At 67.7% G+C, this 18,264-nt stretch carries 18 protein-coding genes; 9 read left to right on the top strand and 9 right to left on the bottom strand.

Translation table 11 applies throughout. The features are described from left to right. Position 1 precedes the first annotated feature (1 nt). Positions 2 to 991, top strand: a complete 990-nt coding sequence (gene rfbB / locus ACLD0U_RS01910; RefSeq protein ID WP_410340260.1) for a dTDP-glucose 4,6-dehydratase — start codon at positions 2 to 4, stop codon at positions 989 to 991. Positions 992 to 1,103: 112 nt separating this feature from the next. After that, positions 1,104 to 2,492: a sugar nucleotide-binding protein gene (locus tag ACLD0U_RS01905; protein WP_410339665.1), complete on the top strand. Its 1,389-nt coding sequence runs from the start codon at positions 1,104 to 1,106 to the stop codon at positions 2,490 to 2,492. A 3-nt stretch (positions 2,493 to 2,495) separates the two neighbouring features. On the opposite strand, the gene ACLD0U_RS01900 is transcribed toward ACLD0U_RS01905, so the two are convergent. Further along, positions 2,496 to 2,771: a response regulator gene (locus ACLD0U_RS01900; protein WP_410339664.1), complete on the bottom strand. Its 276-nt coding sequence runs from the start codon at positions 2,769 to 2,771 to the stop codon at positions 2,496 to 2,498. Positions 2,772 to 2,990: 219 nt separating this feature from the next. On the opposite strand from ACLD0U_RS01900, the gene ACLD0U_RS01895 reads away from it, so the two are divergent. Beyond that, complete coding sequence (locus ACLD0U_RS01895) at positions 2,991 to 3,464, top strand: VanZ family protein (RefSeq protein ID WP_410339663.1); 474 nt, start codon at positions 2,991 to 2,993, stop codon at positions 3,462 to 3,464. A gap of 9 nt (positions 3,465 to 3,473) precedes the next feature. Further along, positions 3,474 to 4,139 (top strand): low molecular weight phosphatase family protein, encoded by a 666-nt coding sequence (locus tag ACLD0U_RS01890; protein WP_410339662.1) that lies wholly within the window; start codon positions 3,474 to 3,476, stop codon positions 4,137 to 4,139. Between the two features lie 11 nt (positions 4,140 to 4,150). Here the strand turns inward: ACLD0U_RS01890 and ACLD0U_RS01885 are convergent, their stop codons facing one another. The 3 genes from ACLD0U_RS01885 to ACLD0U_RS01875 are packed head-to-tail and all read right to left on the bottom strand — an operon-like array spanning position 4,151 to position 6,593. Continuing rightward, entirely contained in the window at positions 4,151 to 4,420 is a 270-nt protein-coding gene (locus ACLD0U_RS01885) for a PqqD family peptide modification chaperone (protein ID WP_206550423.1), read from the bottom strand. Then, positions 4,417 to 5,304, bottom strand: coding sequence for a hypothetical protein (locus ACLD0U_RS01880; RefSeq protein ID WP_410339661.1), 888 nt, complete (start codon positions 5,302 to 5,304; stop codon positions 4,417 to 4,419). The genes ACLD0U_RS01885 and ACLD0U_RS01880 overlap by 4 nt, the downstream gene beginning before the upstream one ends. 17 nt (positions 5,305 to 5,321) lie before the next feature. Further along, on the bottom strand, positions 5,322 to 6,593 hold the full coding sequence (locus ACLD0U_RS01875) for a glycosyltransferase family 4 protein (protein ID WP_410339660.1): 1,272 nt from the start codon (positions 6,591 to 6,593) through the stop codon (positions 5,322 to 5,324). 286 nt (positions 6,594 to 6,879) lie between these two features. Between ACLD0U_RS01875 and ACLD0U_RS01870 the strand changes: the two genes are divergently transcribed. Genes ACLD0U_RS01870 through ACLD0U_RS01855 form a run of 4 tightly spaced genes read left to right on the top strand, consistent with a single transcriptional unit; the run spans position 6,880 to position 12,039 of the window. Beyond that, a complete protein-coding gene (locus ACLD0U_RS01870; protein ID WP_410339659.1) occupies positions 6,880 to 8,736 on the top strand; it encodes a glycosyltransferase in 1,857 nt (618 codons plus the stop codon). Further along, positions 8,736 to 9,869, top strand: a complete 1,134-nt coding sequence (locus tag ACLD0U_RS01865) for a glycosyltransferase family 4 protein (RefSeq protein ID WP_410339658.1) — start codon at positions 8,736 to 8,738, stop codon at positions 9,867 to 9,869. Before ACLD0U_RS01870 ends, ACLD0U_RS01865 begins: the two co-directional genes overlap by 1 nt. Continuing rightward, positions 9,866 to 10,903 (top strand): glycosyltransferase family 4 protein, encoded by a 1,038-nt coding sequence (locus tag ACLD0U_RS01860; RefSeq protein ID WP_179411643.1) that lies wholly within the window; start codon positions 9,866 to 9,868, stop codon positions 10,901 to 10,903. Before ACLD0U_RS01865 ends, ACLD0U_RS01860 begins: the two co-directional genes overlap by 4 nt. Next, the gene (locus tag ACLD0U_RS01855) at positions 10,900 to 12,039 is read left to right on the top strand and encodes a glycosyltransferase (RefSeq protein WP_410339657.1); all 1,140 of its coding nucleotides are present in this window, start codon (positions 10,900 to 10,902) and stop codon (positions 12,037 to 12,039) included. Before ACLD0U_RS01860 ends, ACLD0U_RS01855 begins: the two co-directional genes overlap by 4 nt. 34 nt (positions 12,040 to 12,073) lie before the next feature. On the opposite strand, the gene ACLD0U_RS01850 is transcribed toward ACLD0U_RS01855, so the two are convergent. Beyond that, a complete protein-coding gene (locus tag ACLD0U_RS01850; protein WP_179411645.1) occupies positions 12,074 to 12,535 on the bottom strand; it encodes a hypothetical protein in 462 nt (153 codons plus the stop codon). Between the two features lie 145 nt (positions 12,536 to 12,680). On the opposite strand from ACLD0U_RS01850, the gene ACLD0U_RS01845 reads away from it, so the two are divergent. Beyond that, positions 12,681 to 14,492, top strand: a complete 1,812-nt coding sequence (locus ACLD0U_RS01845) for an ABC transporter ATP-binding protein (protein WP_410339656.1) — start codon at positions 12,681 to 12,683, stop codon at positions 14,490 to 14,492. A gap of 12 nt (positions 14,493 to 14,504) precedes the next feature. Here the strand turns inward: ACLD0U_RS01845 and ACLD0U_RS01840 are convergent, their stop codons facing one another. From ACLD0U_RS01840 to ACLD0U_RS01825, 4 genes are all read right to left on the bottom strand, one after another. Then, positions 14,505 to 15,119 (bottom strand): alpha-1,2-fucosyltransferase, encoded by a 615-nt coding sequence (locus ACLD0U_RS01840; RefSeq protein ID WP_410339655.1) that lies wholly within the window; start codon positions 15,117 to 15,119, stop codon positions 14,505 to 14,507. A 221-nt stretch (positions 15,120 to 15,340) separates the two neighbouring features. Then, the gene (locus tag ACLD0U_RS01835) at positions 15,341 to 16,246 is read right to left on the bottom strand and encodes a hypothetical protein (RefSeq protein ID WP_224817310.1); all 906 of its coding nucleotides are present in this window, start codon (positions 16,244 to 16,246) and stop codon (positions 15,341 to 15,343) included. Further along, entirely contained in the window at positions 16,243 to 17,223 is a 981-nt protein-coding gene (locus ACLD0U_RS01830; RefSeq protein ID WP_224817309.1) for a hypothetical protein, read from the bottom strand. The genes ACLD0U_RS01835 and ACLD0U_RS01830 overlap by 4 nt, the downstream gene beginning before the upstream one ends. Continuing rightward, on the bottom strand, positions 17,208 to 18,248 hold the full coding sequence (locus ACLD0U_RS01825; protein WP_410339654.1) for a glycosyltransferase family 2 protein: 1,041 nt from the start codon (positions 18,246 to 18,248) through the stop codon (positions 17,208 to 17,210). The genes ACLD0U_RS01830 and ACLD0U_RS01825 overlap by 16 nt, the downstream gene beginning before the upstream one ends. Positions 18,249 to 18,264: the final 16 nt, after the last annotated feature.

Raw genomic sequence — 18,264 nt, 5'->3', positions numbered from 1 at the left:
GATGCTCGTCACCGGCGGGGCCGGGTTCATCGGAGCGAACTTCGTGCACCACGTCGTAGCGCACACCGACCACCACGTCACGGTGCTCGACAAGCTGACCTACGCGGGAAACCGTGCGTCGCTGGCGGGGCTGCCCGATGACCGTGTCACGTTCGTGCGCGGTGATATCGCGGACGCCGAGTTGGTGGACGGGTTGGTGGCGGGGGCGGATGCTGTCGTGCACTACGCCGCCGAGTCGCACAACGACAATTCGCTGGCTGATCCGCGGCCGTTCCTCGATACCAATATCGTCGGCACGTACACACTGCTCGAAGCGGTGCGCCGGCACGATGTGCGGTTTCATCACATCTCGACCGATGAGGTGTACGGCGACCTCGAGCTCGACGACCCCGAGCGGTTCACCGATACGACCCCGTACAACCCGTCGTCGCCGTACTCGTCGACGAAGGCGGCGTCCGATTTGCTTGTGCGGGCGTGGGTGCGTTCGTTCGGTGTGCACGCCACGATCAGCAACTGTTCGAACAATTACGGGGCGTACCAGCACGTCGAGAAGTTCATCCCCCGCCAGATCACGAATGTGATCCGTGGCATCCGCCCCAAGCTCTACGGAGCGGGACACAACGTGCGGGACTGGATTCACGCCGATGATCATTCGTCGGCGGTGCTCGCGGTGCTCGATCGGGGGCGCATCGGCGAGACGTATCTGATCGGCGCCGACGGCGAGAAAGACAACAAGTCAGTGATCGAGCTGATCCTCACGCAGATGGGGCAGAGTCCCGACGCGTACGACCACGTCACCGACCGGGCCGGGCACGACCTGCGCTACGCGATCGATGCGTCGAAACTGCGCGACGAACTCGGCTGGACCCCGCAGTATGGCGACTTCGAGGCGGGATTGGCCGCGACCATCGACTGGTACCGCGGCAACGAGGCGTGGTGGGCGCCGGCGAAAGACGCGACCGAGGCGTTCTATGCGGAGCGGGGGCAGTGATGCCGATGCGTTTCGTCTCGCTGCGCTCGCTCAACGACCGGGTAGGGACACCCAGGCGAACGCGTTTCGTCTCGCTGCGCTCGCTCAACGACCGGGTGGGGGCGGGCCGCTGATGGCGATCACTGAGACGAGGATTCCGGGGCTGGTGCTGGTCGACCTGCCCCTGCACGGCGATAACCGCGGATGGTTCAAAGAGAACTGGCAGCGCGAGAAGATGATCGCGGCGGGGCTGCCCGACTTCGGGCCGGTGCAGAACAACATCTCGTTCAACGATGCGGTCGGCACCACCCGAGGGATCCATGCCGAGCCATGGGACAAGTTCGTCTCGCTCGCCACCGGTCGCATTTTCGGCGCCTGGGTCGACCTGCGTGAAGGCCCCACCTTCGGTGCCGTGTTCACCGCCGAACTCGACCCGTCACGGGCGATCTTCGTGCCCCGCGGAGTCGGCAACGCCTACCAGACACTTGAACCCGGCACCGCGTATACGTACCTGGTCAACGATCACTGGTCGGCCGAGAACACCGACTACGCATTTCTGAACCTCGCTGATGAGACCGCCGCGATCGACTGGCCGATCCCGCTCGACCAGGTCGAGATCTCTGCCAAAGACAAGAACCACCCGCGTCTGCAGAATGTCACTCCGATCGCCCCGCGCAAGATCCTGATCACCGGCGCCGACGGCCAGGTCGGTCGGGCACTGCGCGCAGAGTTCGGTGACGCCGCGCACATCGAGTACGCCGGCCGTGAGCAGCTGGACCTCACCGACCCCGAGCTGGGCACGGCACGCCGGTGGCGGGACTACGGGGCGATCATCAATGCGGCCGCCTACACCGCCGTCGACCGCGCCGAGACAACCGAGGGGCGCCTAGCGGCCTGGCAGGTCAATGCGGCAGCATCCGCTCGCCTCGCCGCGATCGCAACCGAGTTCGCACTCACCCTCGTGCACATCTCCAGCGACTACGTCTTCGACGGCAGCGCCGCAGGCGCGTACGACGAAGACACGCCGTTCGCGCCGCTCGGCGTCTACGGGCAGAGCAAGGCTGCCGGCGACCTCGCGGTAGCCACCGCACCCCGGCACTACATCGTGCGCACCTCGTGGCTGATCGGCGACGGCGACAACTTCGTGCGCACCATGGCGTCACTGGCCGAGCGCGGCATCGACCCCAGGGTTGTGAACGATCAGACCGGGCGGCTCACCTTCGCCGACGACATCGCCCGCGGCATCCGCCACCTGCTCGGCACGGCGGCGCCGTACGGCACGTACAACCTCACCGGCGGCGGCGAACCGCAGACGTGGGCCGACGTCGCCCGCGACGTCTACCGCCTCACCGGCCACGACCCGGCGCGCGTGAGACTTGTCAGCACCGCGGAGTATTTTGCCGACGCCACCGACCCGATCGCTGCGCGACCGGGCAACAGTGTGCTCGATCTCCGCAAAATCGGGGCGACCGGCTTCGTGCCCGCAGACAGCGCGATCCGACTCGCCGAGTACCTGCGCTGACGCTCAGCGGCCGGTCTGCAGATGTCGCGGTGGTCCTTCGACGCGGGCGATCGCGATCTTCACCTCGACGAGCTCATCACTCATGCGGTCCATTCGCGCGCCGAGCTCATCACTCATGCGGTCCATCCGTGCATCGAGACCCGCGCTCATGCGGCCCATCCGTGCATCGAGATCTCTTGCGATGCCATCCATTCGGTGAATCATCCAGCCGAACCCGCCGGCGATCGCGAGCAGCACAGACGCGATCCCGATCAGGATCGTGATGCTATCGACGGACATGTACACCCCTTCATTGTGCCCCAGCGTCCGCCAGTTCGGGCGGCGTATTCGAGACTATGGATGCCGTCGGCCGCGCGACTGCTCGGAAGGCGGCCGCTGGGGACAACTCGCCGAGCCACCATGCCTGTGGACAGGCTCAGCAGGTGTGCGGGTCGCGAGCTGCCGCGGCTCCACTCGCGGCTCAGGGCGCTCCCATGCAGCATCCATAGGCTGAGTCGCATGCCGTCTGCACGTCTTCCGTTCCTCGCGATCGTCGCGCGCGTCATGCTCGTGCCCTACGGCGTCGCGCTCGCGCTGATCGTGTGGTTGCCGGCGACGGCGGCCTCAAAGGTCACCGGCATCGTCTACCGGCTCGCGCAGTTCGTCAGTTCCCGGTTGGACGTGTCGATGACGACGACCTACACGCTGTTCGAGTTCCTGGCGAACATCGCCCTGTTCATGCCGCTCGGATTGTTGCTGGTCGCGGCCTTCCCCCGAAACAGCGCATGGGTGGTCCTTCTGCTGGGTTACGCCACGAGTGCGACGATCGAACTGGTGCAGACCATGATGCCCAGCCGCTACCCGACCCTGTCTGACCTCATCGCGAACACACTCGGCACAGCGATCGGATGCCTCGTCGCCCGCCTGTTCGTGCGGCGCCATCCAGCGCGTTCGCGCCGCGTGCCGCCGCTGCGCGAATCCGTCGACGCCTAGGCTGAGCAGATGTCAGAACACGCCGAGCGGATGACAGCGGGCTCGGCGCCGCGCCCGCTGACGCGCCGTGATCGCCGTCGCATGCAAGAGGGAGCCCTCGTGCGCATCCTGACGGTGTGCACGGGCAATGTCTGCCGGTCCCCCGTCGCCGCGACCGTATTGGCCGCGCGGCTGGCCGATCTTCCGGTCGTGGTGCACAGCGCCGGCACGCACGCCCCGGTCGGGCAGAGCATCACACCGCAGTCCGGGCGCATCGCCGCCCGTGCCGGGGCAGACGACGACGCCATCGCGAGTCATCGCGCGCGGTACCTCGTCGAACCGATGATCGCCGAGGCCGATCTGGTCCTGGGCATGACCGCCGAGCACCGAGACGCGGCCGTGCATCTGATGCCACGCAAGCAGCGGAACGTACTGGCGGTGCGCGAGTTCGCCGCGCTGAGCGCGACGTTGACCGATGACCAGATCGCCGCGACCGCCCACGCGGCGGGCCCGATTCCCGCGCAGCGCGTCGCCGCTGCTGTCGCGGCGGTGACGCGGTCGCGCACGCTGTCGGAGGCGCAGGACGTTATCGACCCTTATCGGCAGTCGGATGCCGTCTACGAACAGATGGCGAACGAACTGCTCCCCGCGATCGATGAGGTCGCCCGGGTGATCCGCGTGGCTCTGCGGGGGTAGCGTCGGCGCGATCAGTCGTGGTCGTCGACCACAAGCGCGCCACGGCGCACGAGATCGGTGACGAACGCCTCGACATGCCCGGCGATATCTTCGGGGCGCTGCCCGGTAGCATCCGCCACATATGCCACAGTGTCGTCGATCTGCGGATCAAGCGCGGTCTGCCAGATCAGTGCCGAGACTCCGTCGAGCACGAGGACGGGCCCGTCGGGCAACGGCGCGACGTACACGATGTCATCTTCGTCGATGACGGCGCACAGGTCGCTCGGGCGTACACGCTTCATCGCCGGCCTCGCAGTCTGCGGCCGATCATGCTCGCCGTCTCGCCGAACCCGCGTGCCGCACGGTGAAAGAACTCCACGATCACCTGGCGCCGGGTCGGCGCATGACCGAGCCTGCGGCTGAGTCGGTCGGTGTTCACCAACGGTGCCTGAACCGCAACGCGCAGACTCCCACCGATCGTCGGCTGTGCGCGCACGCGCGCCCACCATTCGACCACGCGTGGCCCGCCCTGCGACGTCACCTTCCACAACAGGTACTCGCGGTGGTCGCGGTAGTCGTCAAGATCTCCCGAGGCAGCGGCGAACGCGACGTCGGCGTGTAGCTCCTCGACGAGCCCGCGCACACGTGCGCGCGCGTCGTCGTCGAGTTCGTGCCAGACCGGGGGCATCCCGCCTTTTCCGCGCGCGGCGTTGAGCACCAGGATCATGGCCTGCGCATCGATGCCGGGGGCCCAATAGGTTCTGCCGGCGGATGCCCGCGGCGAGCGCTGCGCCCACAGCAGGTCGAATGCCTGCTGATCGGCGAGCCCGATGCCCGGAAACCGGCGATGCAGGTCGAAGTAGCCCCAGGTGTCGTGCAGATAGGTCTGCGCGTGTTCGAACGATGAACCGAACCGGAACGTGCTGTAGACGCGCCATCCGTGCGCGAGCAGCGTGTCGTGCATCGCACGGATCCGGCGCGGGTCGACCAGTGCGTCGACGTCGGTGCCGTACCGCGGTACGGCACGCAGGGAGGGATCGATCGCGTCGCCCTTGATGTGCAGCATCCGCGCCCCGGCTTCCTCGGCCAGCGCCTGCACCGCGGCGCGGGCGAGGCGCAGTCGGATGCTGGCGGGCACCGCACCTGCACGGCGCTCGGCAGCCGCCTCCGGCGCGGGTTCGATCACGCCGTCAGCCTAGACGATCACGGGGTGCGAGCCACCACGGGCTGAGCGTCGGGCACCTGGAGCGCGGCGAGCGATGCGCCGACCGTGCGCATGCTCGGCGCCGTGCTGCGGGCGGCACGTCCTGTTGCTGTGTGGCGGTCGGCGGCCGCCAGGGTGATCACGTCGCGGTAGACGCCCGCGTGAATCGCGGCGATCTCGGCATCACCGAGCAGACCCGGGGTGCGCACGGCGGTGGCACTCAAACGCTGTCGCAGCACGGGGTCGTCAGCGAGACGACGCAGTGCGTCAGCCAGGGCACCGGTGTCGCGCGGCGCGGCCCGCAGGCCGTTGTGCTCGTGCCGCACCCATTCGGTCGGCCCGCCCTCGTCGGCGACGACGACCGCGGTGCCGGCTGCCAGGCACTGCAACACGTTCTGCCCCATCGGCTCGGCGCGCAGCGAGTACTGCACGGCGACGTCCCACGTCGCCAGCAAGGGGGCGATGTCGTGCACGTGTCCCAGCAGATTGACCCGATCGGCGATGCCCAGCTCCTCGGCATGCACGCGGAGCTCGTCGGCGAACTCGGCGTGCTCGAACAGCGCGGCACCGGCCAGGTCGAGCTGTTCGTCGCCATCGGGGAACGCCTGCGCGAACGCATCGAGCAGCGCGAGCTGACCTTTCCAGGGGTCGAGGCGCGCCAGCATCCCGATGCGCAGCGGCCCGTCGCCGCGCGAGTGCCGCTGCAGGCGTCCGAGGCCGGACGGGCTCGGGATGACCGCGACGACAGCGTCGTCGTGGAGGAACTCACGGGCCGTGTCGAGCGTGCCTCGCGAGTTGGCGACCACACCGTTGGCGCGCGGCAGCACCAGGCGCGTCATAATGCGGTAGCCGACTGCGCCGAGTGCCTCAGGAGAGATGTGGTCGCGCAGGTGCACGACGAACGGTCGCCGCGTGCCCAGCACCGCAAGCGCACCATAGGCGGCCGAACGCGTGGAGTTGGCGACGACGAGATCGCTGTGGCGGACGGCCGGATGCCAGCGTGTGATGCCGGCCTGCACGAGCAGCCGCGTGCCGAGTCCGAGCGCACGCAGTGCTCCGCTGCGGCTGGCTCCGGACAGTTGACGCACACCGCCGGTCGAGGTGCTGACGCCGACGAAGACGTTCTCCTCTTCTTCGGCGGGGATGAGCAGGCTCGGCTCCCAGTCGGGCTTGGTGTCGAGCAGTCGCTTGAGCGCCAGCTCTGCGCCGCCGGCTGCGGTCGTGTGCGCGAGGTGCACGATGTGCGGGCTCGCGGAACGTGAGAGTCCCATCCCCAGAATTCCCCAGCAATCCCCAGATCACGGCTCCCCAGCCGTGCTTCCTGTCCCCAGAACAGATGTCATCCCCCGACGACATCTGCATGCAGTCCGCGCCCACAGGAAGAAGAAGCGCAGTCTATTGTGGTGCTTAGCCTACAGGGGAGTCGGGTTGCGCGTACTGAGAATTTCTCACAGCGCCACGGTGGGGCCGTGGCGCACGCGGGAGCGAACACTGGCTCGCCGCGGAGAGGACATCCGGCTGGTCACTGCCCGAAAATGGCATGCCGGTGGGGTGCCGGTGTCACTTGATACCGATGCCGAGCAGTGGGTGCTGCCGGCTCGCACCTTCGGACGGCACCCTGCATTGTTCCTCTACTCCCCCCTCGCGCTGTGGCGTGCGCTGGGTGGCGACTGGGATGTGATCGACCTCCACGAGGAGCCATTCGCCGTCGTGACCGCCGAGGTGCTGCTGCTTCGTTGGCTGCGCCGCCAACGGGCACCTTACGTGCTCTACTCCGCACAGAACATCGCCAAGCGCTACCCGGTGCCGTTCCGGTGGTTCGAGCGGGCCGCGCTGCGCGGCGCGGCGGGACTATCGGTGTGCAACAGCGCGGCCGGTGAGATCTGCGTCGCGAAGGGGTTCCCCGGGGCACCGACGCTGATCCCGCTCGGGGTGGATGCCTCGACGGATGCCGAGGCGGGCGCTCCTGCGGATGCCGGCGTGGACGCCGATCGCGGGTATCCGCGTGACGGCGGCCCGGTTGTGGTCGGATTCGTCGGGCGTCTCGTCGAAGAGAAGGGCGTGCAGGTGCTGCTCGAGGCGGTGTCCGCGCAGCCGCGGCTGCGGGCACGTCTGGCCGGCAGCGGGCCGCTGGCCGCCGAGATCACGTCGCGGGCTGAGGTGTTGGGCGTCGCCGATCGCGTCGAGCTCGTCGGCGCCGTGGCCCCCGAACGAATGGGTGAGTTCTACGCGTCGCTCGACGTGCTCGCCGTCCCGTCTGTGCCGACCGCGCGCTGGACCGAGCAGTTCGGCCGCGTGGCCGTCGAGGCGATGGCGACCGGTGTTCCGGTGGTGTCCAGCGACGCGGGTGCCCTGCCCGACGTGGTCGGTGGGGCGGGCCTCGTCGTGCCGCACGGTGACCCGACCGCACTCGCCGGCGCTCTGCTGCGGGCGGCCGGTTCCGAACGCGACGCATTGCGCGCGGCGGGCTTCACGCGCGCCGCGGAGTGTTCGTGGGATGCCGTCACTGACCAGTACCAGCGGCTCTACCGTGCGGCGGCCAGAACGTCGACGGATGCCGGCCACCGCGAGCTGCGGATCGTCGTGGTCGCCTACGGCGGGCCCGAGATGCTGCGGCGCGCGCTCGAACCGGTCAGCGGACTACCTGTGACGGTCGTCGACAATTCGTCGATGCCCGAGATCCGCGAGCTGTGCGCCGACCTCGGCGTGCGCTACATCGATCCCGGCGCGAACCTCGGCTTCGGCGCGGCCGTGAACCTCGCCCTGCGCGAACCGGACCACGCGGATGCCGATGTGCTGCTGCTGAACCCCGACGCCGTGATCGGTGCCGAAGACGTGCGGCTCCTGCACCAGCGGCTGCGCGCGGGTCCGACGCTCGCGAGCGTCGGACCGGCGCAGGTCGATGAGAGCGGCACGTCCGCGCGGGTGCGGTGGCCCTTCCCGTCGCCGTTCGGGTCGTGGGTGGATGCCCTCGGGCTCGGGCGGATGCGCTCGGACCGCCACGGATTCGTCATCGGTTCGGTGCTGCTGCTGCGCGCCGAGGCGCTCGCGCAGGTCGGCGGGCTCGACGAGCGGTTCTTCCTGTACGCCGAGGAGACCGACTGGGCGTACCGGGCACACCTGCTCGGTTGGCGACACGGTGTCGTCGAAGAGGTGCAGGCGATGCACGTGGGAGCGGGCACGAGCTCGGATCCGCGCCGCCGGGATGCGATGTTCTTCGCCTCGCAGGAACGTTATCTGCGCAAGCACTTCGGCGCCGGAGGGTGGGCATCCGCTCGCCTGGCCGCGTGGTGGGGGGCATCCGTTCGTGCGCTCGTGTTGCGCGGCGAGCGCGGTGCCGCCGCGCGACGTCGCGCCGCGCTGTACCGCCTCGGCCCGGTGCGCGTCGAGGCGCGCTTCCGAAAGGAGGCGTGATGCACATCGTGCAGATCATCCCCGTGATCGGATCGGGGTCCGGCGTCGCCGGCAGCGCGAACCAACTGGGCGCGCACCTGCGCGAACTCGGGCACACGGTCGAATCGTTCACCGCCGACGACGCGCGCGGGCATGCGCGCAAACGGTTCCGTTCATTGTTCCTGCACCGCCTCTCACGCGTCTGGTACGCCATCGACTTCTCGATCGCCGGCACGCGCAAGGCCAAGCGATTCCTCGCCGAGCGGCCCGGCGCGGTCTCGATCTGCCACAACGCGGTGATGACCGGCGATCTCTACGTCAACCACGGGGTGGTGATGGCGGCGATGCGCGCCCGCGGCGACACCGTGTGGCGGATGCTGCGCAATCCCCTGCATACCTTCACGTTCGTGCGTGATCGCCTGCGCTACCGAGGGCACGCGCACCGTGGCATCGTCGCGCTCACCGACCGCGAGGTCGACGTGCTGCGCGACGTGTACGGCCGGGTCACGCCCCCGGTGACCGTGATTCCCCATGGCGTCGACCTCGACCGTTTCGCTCCCCCGACGTTCGAGCAGCGGGCGCAGGCGCGCGCCGCGTTGAACCTCGACGACGAGCACCGCGTGGCGCTGTTCATCGGGCACGAGCTCGACCGCAAGGGCGTGCCCATCGCGATCGACGCGCTCGTGCACGCGCCCACCGTGCTGCTGCTGATCGTCGGCGGGTATGCATCGGCCATCGAGCGGATGCGCAAGCGCGCCGAGGCAGCCGGCGTCGCCGATCGAGTGCTGTTCGTCGGGCCGCGATCCGACCTGCCGGCCTACTTCGCGGCATCCGACATGTTCGTCTTCCCGAGCGTCTACGAGTCGTACGGTTTGGTGATCACCGAGGCACTCGCTAGCGGTGTGCCGGTGATCTCGGCGCCGGTGGGGTGCGCGCCCGATGTGATCGCGGACGGCGAGAACGGCTACCTGGTCGAGCGCTCGGCAGCGGCCTTCGCCGACGCCATGGAGCGCCTCGCCGCGACGGACGTCGCGGACTGGCACGAGGCCTGCCGGGCGAGCGTCGAGCACCTGTCGTGGCGGGCCACGGCCGAGCAGTACGTCACGCTACTCGAACGTGTGGCGCCCGAGCGTGCCGGGCGGGTGGCCTCATGACGCCTCTGCGGATTCTGCACGTGATCGTCTCGGACCGGTTCGCAGGGGTCGAGCAGTTCGTACGTCGCCTGGCGATCGTGCAGGCCACCGACGGGCACGACGTGTTCGTCGCCGGTGGTGCGTCCGATGCGCTGGCCGGTCCCCTGCGCGACGCGGGCGTACGGTTCGTGCCGGTGACGAGCATCCGCGCGGCGGTGAAAGCGATCCGCTCGATCGACGTCGACGTCGTCAACTCGCATATGACCGCCGCCGACATCGCAGCGGCGACAAGTCGCCTTGGCGGTCCGCGACAGGCTGCGTTGGTGTCGACGCGGCACTTTGCACTGCGTCGCGGAACCCGCGGACCGGGGCTGCCGTATCGCGTGGTGGAGCGGATGCTGGATGCCGAGATCGCGATCAGCCGCGCCGTCGCCGACTCGATCCACGTGCCGTCGACAGTCGTGCACTCCGGGGTGGATCCGGTAGAACTCTCCGGCCTCGAACGCACGCGAACGGTGCTGATGGCGCAGCGACTGCAGCCCGAGAAGCAGACCGCGCTGGGCATCCGAGCATTCGCGGCGTCGGGGATCGCCGCCGATGGGTGGACGTTGCAGATCGCGGGTATCGGGGCGCAGGAGGCCGAGTTGCGCGCGCTCGTCGCCGAGCTGGACATTGCGGACGCCGTCGATTTTCTCGGCTTTCGAGACGATCTGCCGCACCTGATGCAGACGTCGGGAATGCTCGTGGCGACGACGCCGAACGAGGGACTCGGGCTGACCGTCATCGAGGCGATGGCGTCGGGACTACCGGTTGTCGCGAGCGCGGCGGGAGGGCACCTCGACACGATCGGAGGCGTCGAGGGTGGCGCGCTGTTCGCTGCCGCAGACGTCGACGGGGCGGCTTTACGGTTGCGGGAGTTGGCATCAGACGCGCAGCGGCGCGACGAACTGGGCGCCGCACAACGGGACGTGCAACGCAGCAGGTTCACGTTGCGCGCGCAGGCCGATCAGACCGAGGCGGTCTACCGCGCCGCAATCGCGGGAGAACGTCGATGACCGAACTTGTCGTGGTGTCACTCGAGGCGTGGGACGACGTCTGGCGGCGCAATCAGTACCTGGTGTCGGGGCTGCTCGCGCGTGACCCCGAGCTGCGCGTGCTGTTCGTCGAGCCATCGGATGACCCGCTGCACGCCGTGCGCGGCGGGTCACGACCCTCGTTCGGGCACGCGCCGCGTGAGGTGATGGAGCGGCTGTGGACGTTCCGTCCGGTCAAGCCCCTGCCCCGACGGGTGGATCGTGCGGCGGATGCCCGGATCGCTCGGGCCGTGATTCGTGCGGCGCAGCGACTCGGTATGAGTCAGCCGCTGCTGTGGATCAACGATCCGGGCGCTGCCGCCGTTGCGCAGCTGACCGACTGGCCGACGCTGTACGACATGACTGACGACTGGGTGGTCGCCGATCGTCCGGATGCCGAGCGCGCACGGTTGGTCGGTGGCGAAGAGTGGTTGTTGCAGCACGCGGCAAGCGTGGTTGCCTGCTCGCCGGAGTTGGTGCGCCGCAAGAGCGGCCAGCGTGATGACATCGTGCTGGTGCGCAACGCGGTCGATGTGGAGCGCTACCGGGTGCCGATGGAACGGCCGGCTGATCTGCCCGCAGGACGCACCGCGGTGTACGTCGGGACTCTGCACCGCGACCGGTTGGATGTGGAGTTGTGTGTCGAGACCGCCCGAGCGCTGGGCGCGGAGGGCACGCTGGTGCTCGTCGGACCGAACGCCCTGGGCGTCGAAGACACCGCAGCCTTGCAGAGGAACGGCGTCGTGGTGCTCGGGGCCAAGCCTCGCGATGCGGTGCCGGCGTATCTGCAACACGCCGACGTGCTCGTTGTGCCGCACGTGGTGACCGACTTCACCGAGAGCCTCGACCCGATCAAGCTCTATGAGTACCAGGCCGTCGGCAAGCCGGTCGTGTCGACGCCGGTCGCGGGGTTCCGAGACGCCCCGAACGTTGTCGTCGGCAATGCGTCGTCGTCGTTCTCCGGTGAGGTCGCCGACCTCCTTGCTCGCCTCGCGGCGGACTCCCTTGAAGCCATGGCCTCAACCGATGCCCTGGCTTCGGCGGGCTGGACGGATCGGGTGGATCAGCTCCGCGAAGTCTTCGAGAAACTCATCACGCCGACGTCCGACCGGCGGTAGCTCCCGCGCACGCATCGCAGGAGCTTCCTCGCGATCAGCGCGCGCAACGTCCGATCGGGTCGGGGGTCTTGTCGCAGTCCGGCGGGGCGTTGACACGAGTCGGGCTCTGCGCGTCACCGTCGATGCTGTAGTAGATGTCGAGGAAGTTCGCGCTATTCGACGAACTTCCTTGGATGATCACGCAACCGTCGACGCCGACCTGCTCGGAGCCTTGCCAGATGGTGATGCCACTGTTCGACACAACCTTCGTGATCGTGATCGTCAGCGATCCGATCGGGCAGGCCGTTCCGCCTGCGCACACGCGGAGGAAGTAGTACCAGGGGCTGTTGGTGCTCTGCCCCGGACACTTACAGCTACCCGGCCCCAGACTGATTGTCGGAATGCACGACGCGGCTGCCGTCGGTACCGTCGATGCGACGGCCACAGCCGGAACTGCCCAGGCCATAGCCTTGGTCACCGTGCGCCGGCTGATGCCGTTCTGTTCGGTTTCAGACATGTGATGCCCCCAGTGTCATGCATCCCGCCGTTTGCCCCAGTGCGTGATGCAGAATCCCATGACGCGGCCGCGCCAACGCGACAATGCTAGCGTATGGCAAGGCCCACGGAAACCCCGTGATGCCGCGAAATGTAGGGGTTCCGGGATGGCTGACGTGCACAACAACCCGGGTGTAGTCGCGCAGATGCTGGCGCTGCTGAGAGTCACCGGCGCAAAGCCATCACGCTGGATCGTCACCACCGTGATCGCCTCGGTCATTCTCGCCGCGCTCGATCTGGTCGGCGTGGCCGCCATGATCCCGCTGATGCAGCTCGTCACCTCGTCGGGTCCGTTGGAGGGCGCGAACCGACTCATCGCCGATCTGCTCGGCACGACCGACCTGCAGGTCCTCATTCCCGTCGTGGCGGGTGGTGTCGCGCTGGCATTCGTCTTCAAGAGCGCAGGCTCTTTGCTCTTCCGCTGGTGGCTGCTGGGTCGCACGACGCGACTGTCGGCTCTGGCATCGGTCGAACTGATGCGGCGGTATGTGCTCGCCCCCTACGGTCAGCATCGTCAGCGCAGTCTGAGCACGGTCTACCGCAACATCAATGACGCGACCAACCAGTCGGCCAGCGTACTGCTGGCCGGGCTGACGCTGTTCACGGATGCGCTGGTTCTCACCGCGATCGTCGCAGTGCTCCTGGTCAGCTCACCCGGTGTCACCATTTTCGCGGTCGCGCTCTTCGGCCTTTTGGTGTTCGGCGTTCAGCACGTGCTGCGCCGACGCCAGCTGCGCATCGGAGAGAACCTCGCCGAAGCCGGACTGCGGGCGTGGCAATCGCTGATGCCGGGGCTCGACGGGTTTCGCGAGACCCGTCTGACAGGCAGCGCCGACCGGTTCATCGACGGATATCGCCGAGCCAAGCTCGACGGAGCGCACCAGTCTCGGCTGATGGCCGTACTCTCGGACATCCCGCGGTACCTGCTCGAGGTCAGCTTCATCCTGGCGATCGTCGGCATCGCCGTGCTGTTGTTCGCGACGGGCCAGGCCGACCAGGTCCTGCCCGTCCTCGGACTGTTCGCTGCGGCATCCATGCGCGCGCTACCGACTCTCAACCGCATCACCGCGAACGTCGGGACCATGCGCGCGGGGCGCGCCGGACTCCGCATCTTCACCGAGGCGCTCGCAGAGCTCGAGTCCGACGGCGTACACGACGCACGCGCGACGGTCGGCGCGCCGTACCGCGGCGACATCGAGCTCGACCACGTGACGTTCCAATACGCCGACGCGGATCGCCCGGTGCTGGACGGGCTCTCGCTGCGCATCCCGGCGAACGAGACGACCGCGTTCGTCGGTTCGAGCGGTGCCGGCAAGAGCACTCTGCTTGATCTGATCCTCGGACTGCTCTCCCCCACCTCAGGAACCATCTGCTGCGGTGGACGCCCGATCGACGAGGATCTGGCGACCTGGTACTCAGGACTCGGTGTCGTGCCGCAGGAAGTCTTCCTATCGGACGACACTGTCGCCGCGAACATCGCCTTCGGCATCGCCCCGAAGGACATCGATCCCGACCGCATGCGGGAGGTAGCCTCGGTCGCGCAACTCGATGCGCTCATCGCGGACCTGCCGCACGGATTCGACACGATGGTCGGCGATCGCGGCGTGCGCCTGTCGGGAGGGCAGCGCCAGCGCATCGGCCTGGCACGGGCGCTGTACCGTCGGCCCCGGGTGCTGGTGCTCGATGAGGCGACGAGCGCGCTCGACAACGCGACCGAGCACGAGATCGCGACGACCTTGGATCGTCTGCGGGGAAGCATGACGGTGCTGATCGTCGCGCACCGGCTGTCGACCGTGCGAAACGCCGACACGCTGATCTTCTTGGAGTCGGGTCGCATCGCGACGCGTGGCACGTTCGACGAAGTGCGTCAGGCGAACGAGGAGTTCGCGCGGCTCGTGGAGCTGGGAAAGCTCGAGTAGCCGGGCGCCGACTCAGTGGAAGCCCGCGAGCGCAGTCCATCTGGGATCGAGCTGGTGCGCGTCGGTGCCGTGCGCCATTCGCGCGTGAAAGCGGGGCATCACGATCTCTACGTCGGGGTGCAGGGCGTCGGCGATGTACGCACCCCAGTACGAGAACGTGGAGTTGGCGCCGATAAGCCGCCGCGCGCTGGCGAGTGCCAGAAGATTCTGCAGCGGATCGGGAGCGGCGTACTCGACGCCACGGAACCGCGACCTCAGGCGATCTCCGAGGTGGCACCGACACCACTCCGGGTCGTCTGAGACGACCAGTACGCGCTGCTCAGCAGGGAAGCGCTCCACTGCCGCCGTCGTGTAGCCGATGACGTCGAAACCGTGCTTCGCCTCGAACTCCGTTCCATAGAAGTCTCCGCGCCGAACGTTGACGACCAGTCTCTCGTCCACGACGCCCGCAGCACGATCCGCGAACACGTCATGGATGAACGCCCGAAGCTCCGCGCGCTCGAAGTCCACGCCGAAACGCTGGTAAAGCCAGTTCGCGTCCCATTCGCGTCGGTCTGAGAACCGGACTTCTGCCCGTGTGGCACTCAACGACCGCAGCGCAGGGAACTGCTCCCACCAATCCTGCATGCCTTGTGTCTCCACGACGACGACGGGTGATCCGATCGCCGACTGTTGATGCGCATGCAGCCACAAGTACAGCAGGTTTCCGAGCCTGAGGCCCGCTTGTGGCGCCCACACCACAGAGTTCTCGCCTCGCCTGAGCGTGTCAGCAGCGGCGCCCAGGCGCTGTCGACCGTTGTCGATACTGTGCCGGGTCAGCCGCTTCACGCGGCGCGCGAAGCCCATCACTATTCACCCGCCGCAGTCCTCACCGAGTAGTCCACCCGAATCGGGCTACCGCCCGGTGGTTCCGCGACACGCACGAGCCGATACCGCGCGTCGCCCTTTCGACGCAACGGCGTCATCAGCACCGTCAGCAGCGGGTGCTTCGTTCGCCAGAGCCACCGCCTCAAGACGGCAGGAGGGCGCATGGCGTGCGTGTGCCCGGACCACCCGAACTTGCGACGGAGGACATCCAGATCGCGCACCCAAGAGAAGTGCAGGATGGCCTGCGACGCATCCACAGTCGTGTGCACCGGCGAATCCCTCCTGCGCCACGGGTCTGTGTTCCGTGTCCTGAAGTCGACCCGGAACAGAGGCACGTCGGCCTGACGCGCGTGACGCAACCGGGTTCCGGCTCGCACTGCGACCGGGCCCGGGTACGAGGCTGCTCGTCGCCACCATCTATTGCTCGCTTCGAGATATCGTCCGCGTCCCGTGCGGGTGTAGAGCCAGCGAGCCGGATAGTCGAGCCCTCCAGCTCCCGCTGCGGCCGCCCGCCGCAGCATCACGAAGAAGGTCTGCGGGTCGCTGAGAACCTCGTCCGTATCGAGCTGCATCACCCAGTCCGCACCGTCCGATGCCTGGTCGAGCGCCACCTGTCTCTGATGCGTATCGTTCTCCAGCGGCGTGTGTTCGAGGCGCGCAAAATCGCCCGGGGCAAGTATGCACTTGCCCTCGACATCGACCTCAGAGATGATCTCGAGACACTGCTCGATCGGCAACGGGGTGCCCGTCCACGAGGTCGCGGTGCGATCGTACGACACCACTATGCGCTCCACGCTGGAGTAATACGCGCCCAGGCTCTCGCGCAGATAGCTCGGATCAGCGACGAGCACGTAGGCGTTGATCCGCAGTGCGTCTGGGTCGCTCATGCAATCAGCCTGTCGAGAGAGTCCATCAGCGCACCGCTACGGTCTGCATCGATCTTGCGGCAGAACGGCGCACCGGATGCGAGGAGTCGATCGAGATCATTATGCGTCCAGGTGATCGTGGTATCAAGCACAGGGTCCCACTGATACAGGGTCACCGGCGGCAGATCCGCGGGCGCACCTCGCCAACTGAGGGGGGTTACCAACGCAGACTCGTCGGGGATGATGGTCCTTCGGTAGAACCGCCGCAACCGTGAGCGCGGCGCCAAGTCCTCGTCCAGAAGAACGTCAAGCTCGTGCCGGCGAAGAGCTACCCACTGCGCGCCGATATGGCAGGGCATCGCACGGGTGAACGGCGTCGGGCGCCGCACTCCGAAGTACCGTCCGCGCCCTCGAGTAACGTAGCGAACCCCGAACACCGGTTCGAGCCGGACGGCGAGTGCCCTGCGCACACGAGACGCAAACGCGCGGAGCCATTCGGGCAGACCGAACGCCCTGTTCTCGTCGGACGCACGAAACCAGAAGAACGTGTATCGGTTCAGCCGGTCGTCGCCCTCGCCACGCCGACGACCCCAGCGAGGCCGATACGTCAGCGCATGAGCTTCTCCGATCCAGCCGGACGCCGCGAGCGCCTCTCGTTCCCAATCCGGCAGGCGGCGCATCGGATAATCGTCGCCCGAGATCAAGGTAACCAGTTGCGGGTCCCAGAGCTCCCGCGCCCGCTCCATCGCGCGTAGCGTCGCCTCGACAAGCTCCCACGAGCCCCAGTCGCACTCGAGCCCGTGCACGAACACGCGAATACGCGGGTCATCAACGTGCGCGGGAAACACTTCGCTCCGCGCATCGTGCGCGAGCAGCACACGCGCGTCCGGGCTGGAAGCCAGTATCGCGCCGGCGAGGCGGCGCACCTGCGCCCAGTTCCGGTGAGTCAGCACGACATACACGGCCCGGACAGGGCCGTCGTTCAACTCGCCTTCCATTCCGACGACGCTGAGTGCGCGCGGTCGTTCGGTTTGAGTGACGCGCCAAGACCGACACAGGTACCGACGAGATCGGCACCGGCTCGCGCCAGCCCTCCGCCGAGCCGACGCACCTTCGCCCGAGCGGTCGGCTTGGCGACTGTTCCGGTCACGCCTTCCCACATTTCACGTACAGCCATACGCAGCACTCGGGCGATGTGCCGCAGCAGGTGGGGGTCCCGCCAGCCGAGCACCGTGGTCAACAGAAGGACATGGTTGCGCGCCGCATAGAACCGGTAGCGCAGATCGAAGCGCTTGCCCTTGGCGTACTCGCCCGCAACATGCAGGACGACCGCTCGGGGTGCGAACACCACACGGTATCCGGCGAGCTTGACGCGCAAGGCGAGGTCGGAATCCTCGCGCAGACATGTGCCGGGGTAGTAGTCGTGTATACCTCCGATGGCGCGCAGTGCGTTCGAGCTCACGCTCATGTTGGCTCCGAGCATGTGATCGGTCTCGACGATCCGCCCGGGGTCCGCGCCGAAGTTGCCCGTCAGAGTGCCGTTGGGCAGAAAACGACCGATGCGGTCCCAGCCTTCCCGTTCCTCTTCCGGACGGTTGTTATCTGCCCTGCCGCCGACCGCGCCCACCCCGGGCGTCTCAAAGGCTCTCAGAATCTCGGCGAGCCATTGCGGCTCTGCATATGCGTCGTCATCGATAAACGCGATGACGTCCTCTGTCGCGCCCTGAACACCGATGGCCCGCGACGCAGCCAGCGTCCCGATACCGAGATCATTGCGCCGGTAGTCGACTTCGGGGAACTCTTCGACTACTGCCTCGGTGAGGATGTCTGGCGACGCATCGACGACCACGATACGTTGCGGTTTCCGTGTCTGCTGCCGGATGTGCTCGAGGCACGTCCGGACGTGATCCGGTCGCTTGTACGTTGCGACGACGACGACCGCACTACGTTCGTTCACAAGATCCCCATCCTCTTCCTCTACTCCGAGGCCCCCGTCTACCATAGGCGAACCGTCGCCGGCCACCGTGGGTATCCACCCG

The sequence above is a fragment of the Microbacterium sp. 2216-1 genome (assembly GCF_046507855.1).
GTDB lineage: Bacteria > Actinomycetota > Actinomycetes > Actinomycetales > Microbacteriaceae > Microbacterium > Microbacterium esteraromaticum_C.
Note: the sequence above shows the minus strand (reverse complement) of the source record. Positions and strands in the feature narration are given on the sequence as shown.

What these genes read in the sequence shown, in the direction of transcription:
- ACLD0U_RS01860 (WP_179411643.1), top strand. Translation starts at nt 9,866, where the DNA reads ATGACGCCTCTGCGGATTCTGCACGTGATCGTCTCGGACCGGTTCGCA.
- ACLD0U_RS01840 (WP_410339655.1), bottom strand. Translation starts at nt 15,119, where the DNA reads ATGCAGGATTGGTGGGAGCAGTTCCCTGCGCTGCGGTCGTTGAGTGCC.
- ACLD0U_RS01855 (WP_410339657.1), top strand. Translation starts at nt 10,900, where the DNA reads ATGACCGAACTTGTCGTGGTGTCACTCGAGGCGTGGGACGACGTCTGG.
- ACLD0U_RS01875 (WP_410339660.1), bottom strand. Translation starts at nt 6,593, where the DNA reads ATGGGACTCTCACGTTCCGCGAGCCCGCACATCGTGCACCTCGCGCAC.
- ACLD0U_RS01835 (WP_224817310.1), bottom strand. Translation starts at nt 16,246, where the DNA reads ATGAGCGACCCAGACGCACTGCGGATCAACGCCTACGTGCTCGTCGCT.
- ACLD0U_RS01830 (WP_224817309.1), bottom strand. Translation starts at nt 17,223, where the DNA reads ATGGAAGGCGAGTTGAACGACGGCCCTGTCCGGGCCGTGTATGTCGTG.
- ACLD0U_RS01885 (WP_206550423.1), bottom strand. Translation starts at nt 4,420, where the DNA reads ATGAAGCGTGTACGCCCGAGCGACCTGTGCGCCGTCATCGACGAAGAT.
- ACLD0U_RS01895 (WP_410339663.1), top strand. Translation starts at nt 2,991, where the DNA reads ATGCCGTCTGCACGTCTTCCGTTCCTCGCGATCGTCGCGCGCGTCATG.
- ACLD0U_RS01850 (WP_179411645.1), bottom strand. Translation starts at nt 12,535, where the DNA reads ATGTCTGAAACCGAACAGAACGGCATCAGCCGGCGCACGGTGACCAAG.
- rfbB (WP_410340260.1), top strand. Translation starts at nt 2, where the DNA reads ATGCTCGTCACCGGCGGGGCCGGGTTCATCGGAGCGAACTTCGTGCAC.
- ACLD0U_RS01905 (WP_410339665.1), top strand. Translation starts at nt 1,104, where the DNA reads ATGGCGATCACTGAGACGAGGATTCCGGGGCTGGTGCTGGTCGACCTG.
- ACLD0U_RS01900 (WP_410339664.1), bottom strand. Translation starts at nt 2,771, where the DNA reads ATGTCCGTCGATAGCATCACGATCCTGATCGGGATCGCGTCTGTGCTG.
- ACLD0U_RS01890 (WP_410339662.1), top strand. Translation starts at nt 3,474, where the DNA reads ATGTCAGAACACGCCGAGCGGATGACAGCGGGCTCGGCGCCGCGCCCG.
- ACLD0U_RS01845 (WP_410339656.1), top strand. Translation starts at nt 12,681, where the DNA reads ATGGCTGACGTGCACAACAACCCGGGTGTAGTCGCGCAGATGCTGGCG.
- ACLD0U_RS01865 (WP_410339658.1), top strand. Translation starts at nt 8,736, where the DNA reads ATGCACATCGTGCAGATCATCCCCGTGATCGGATCGGGGTCCGGCGTC.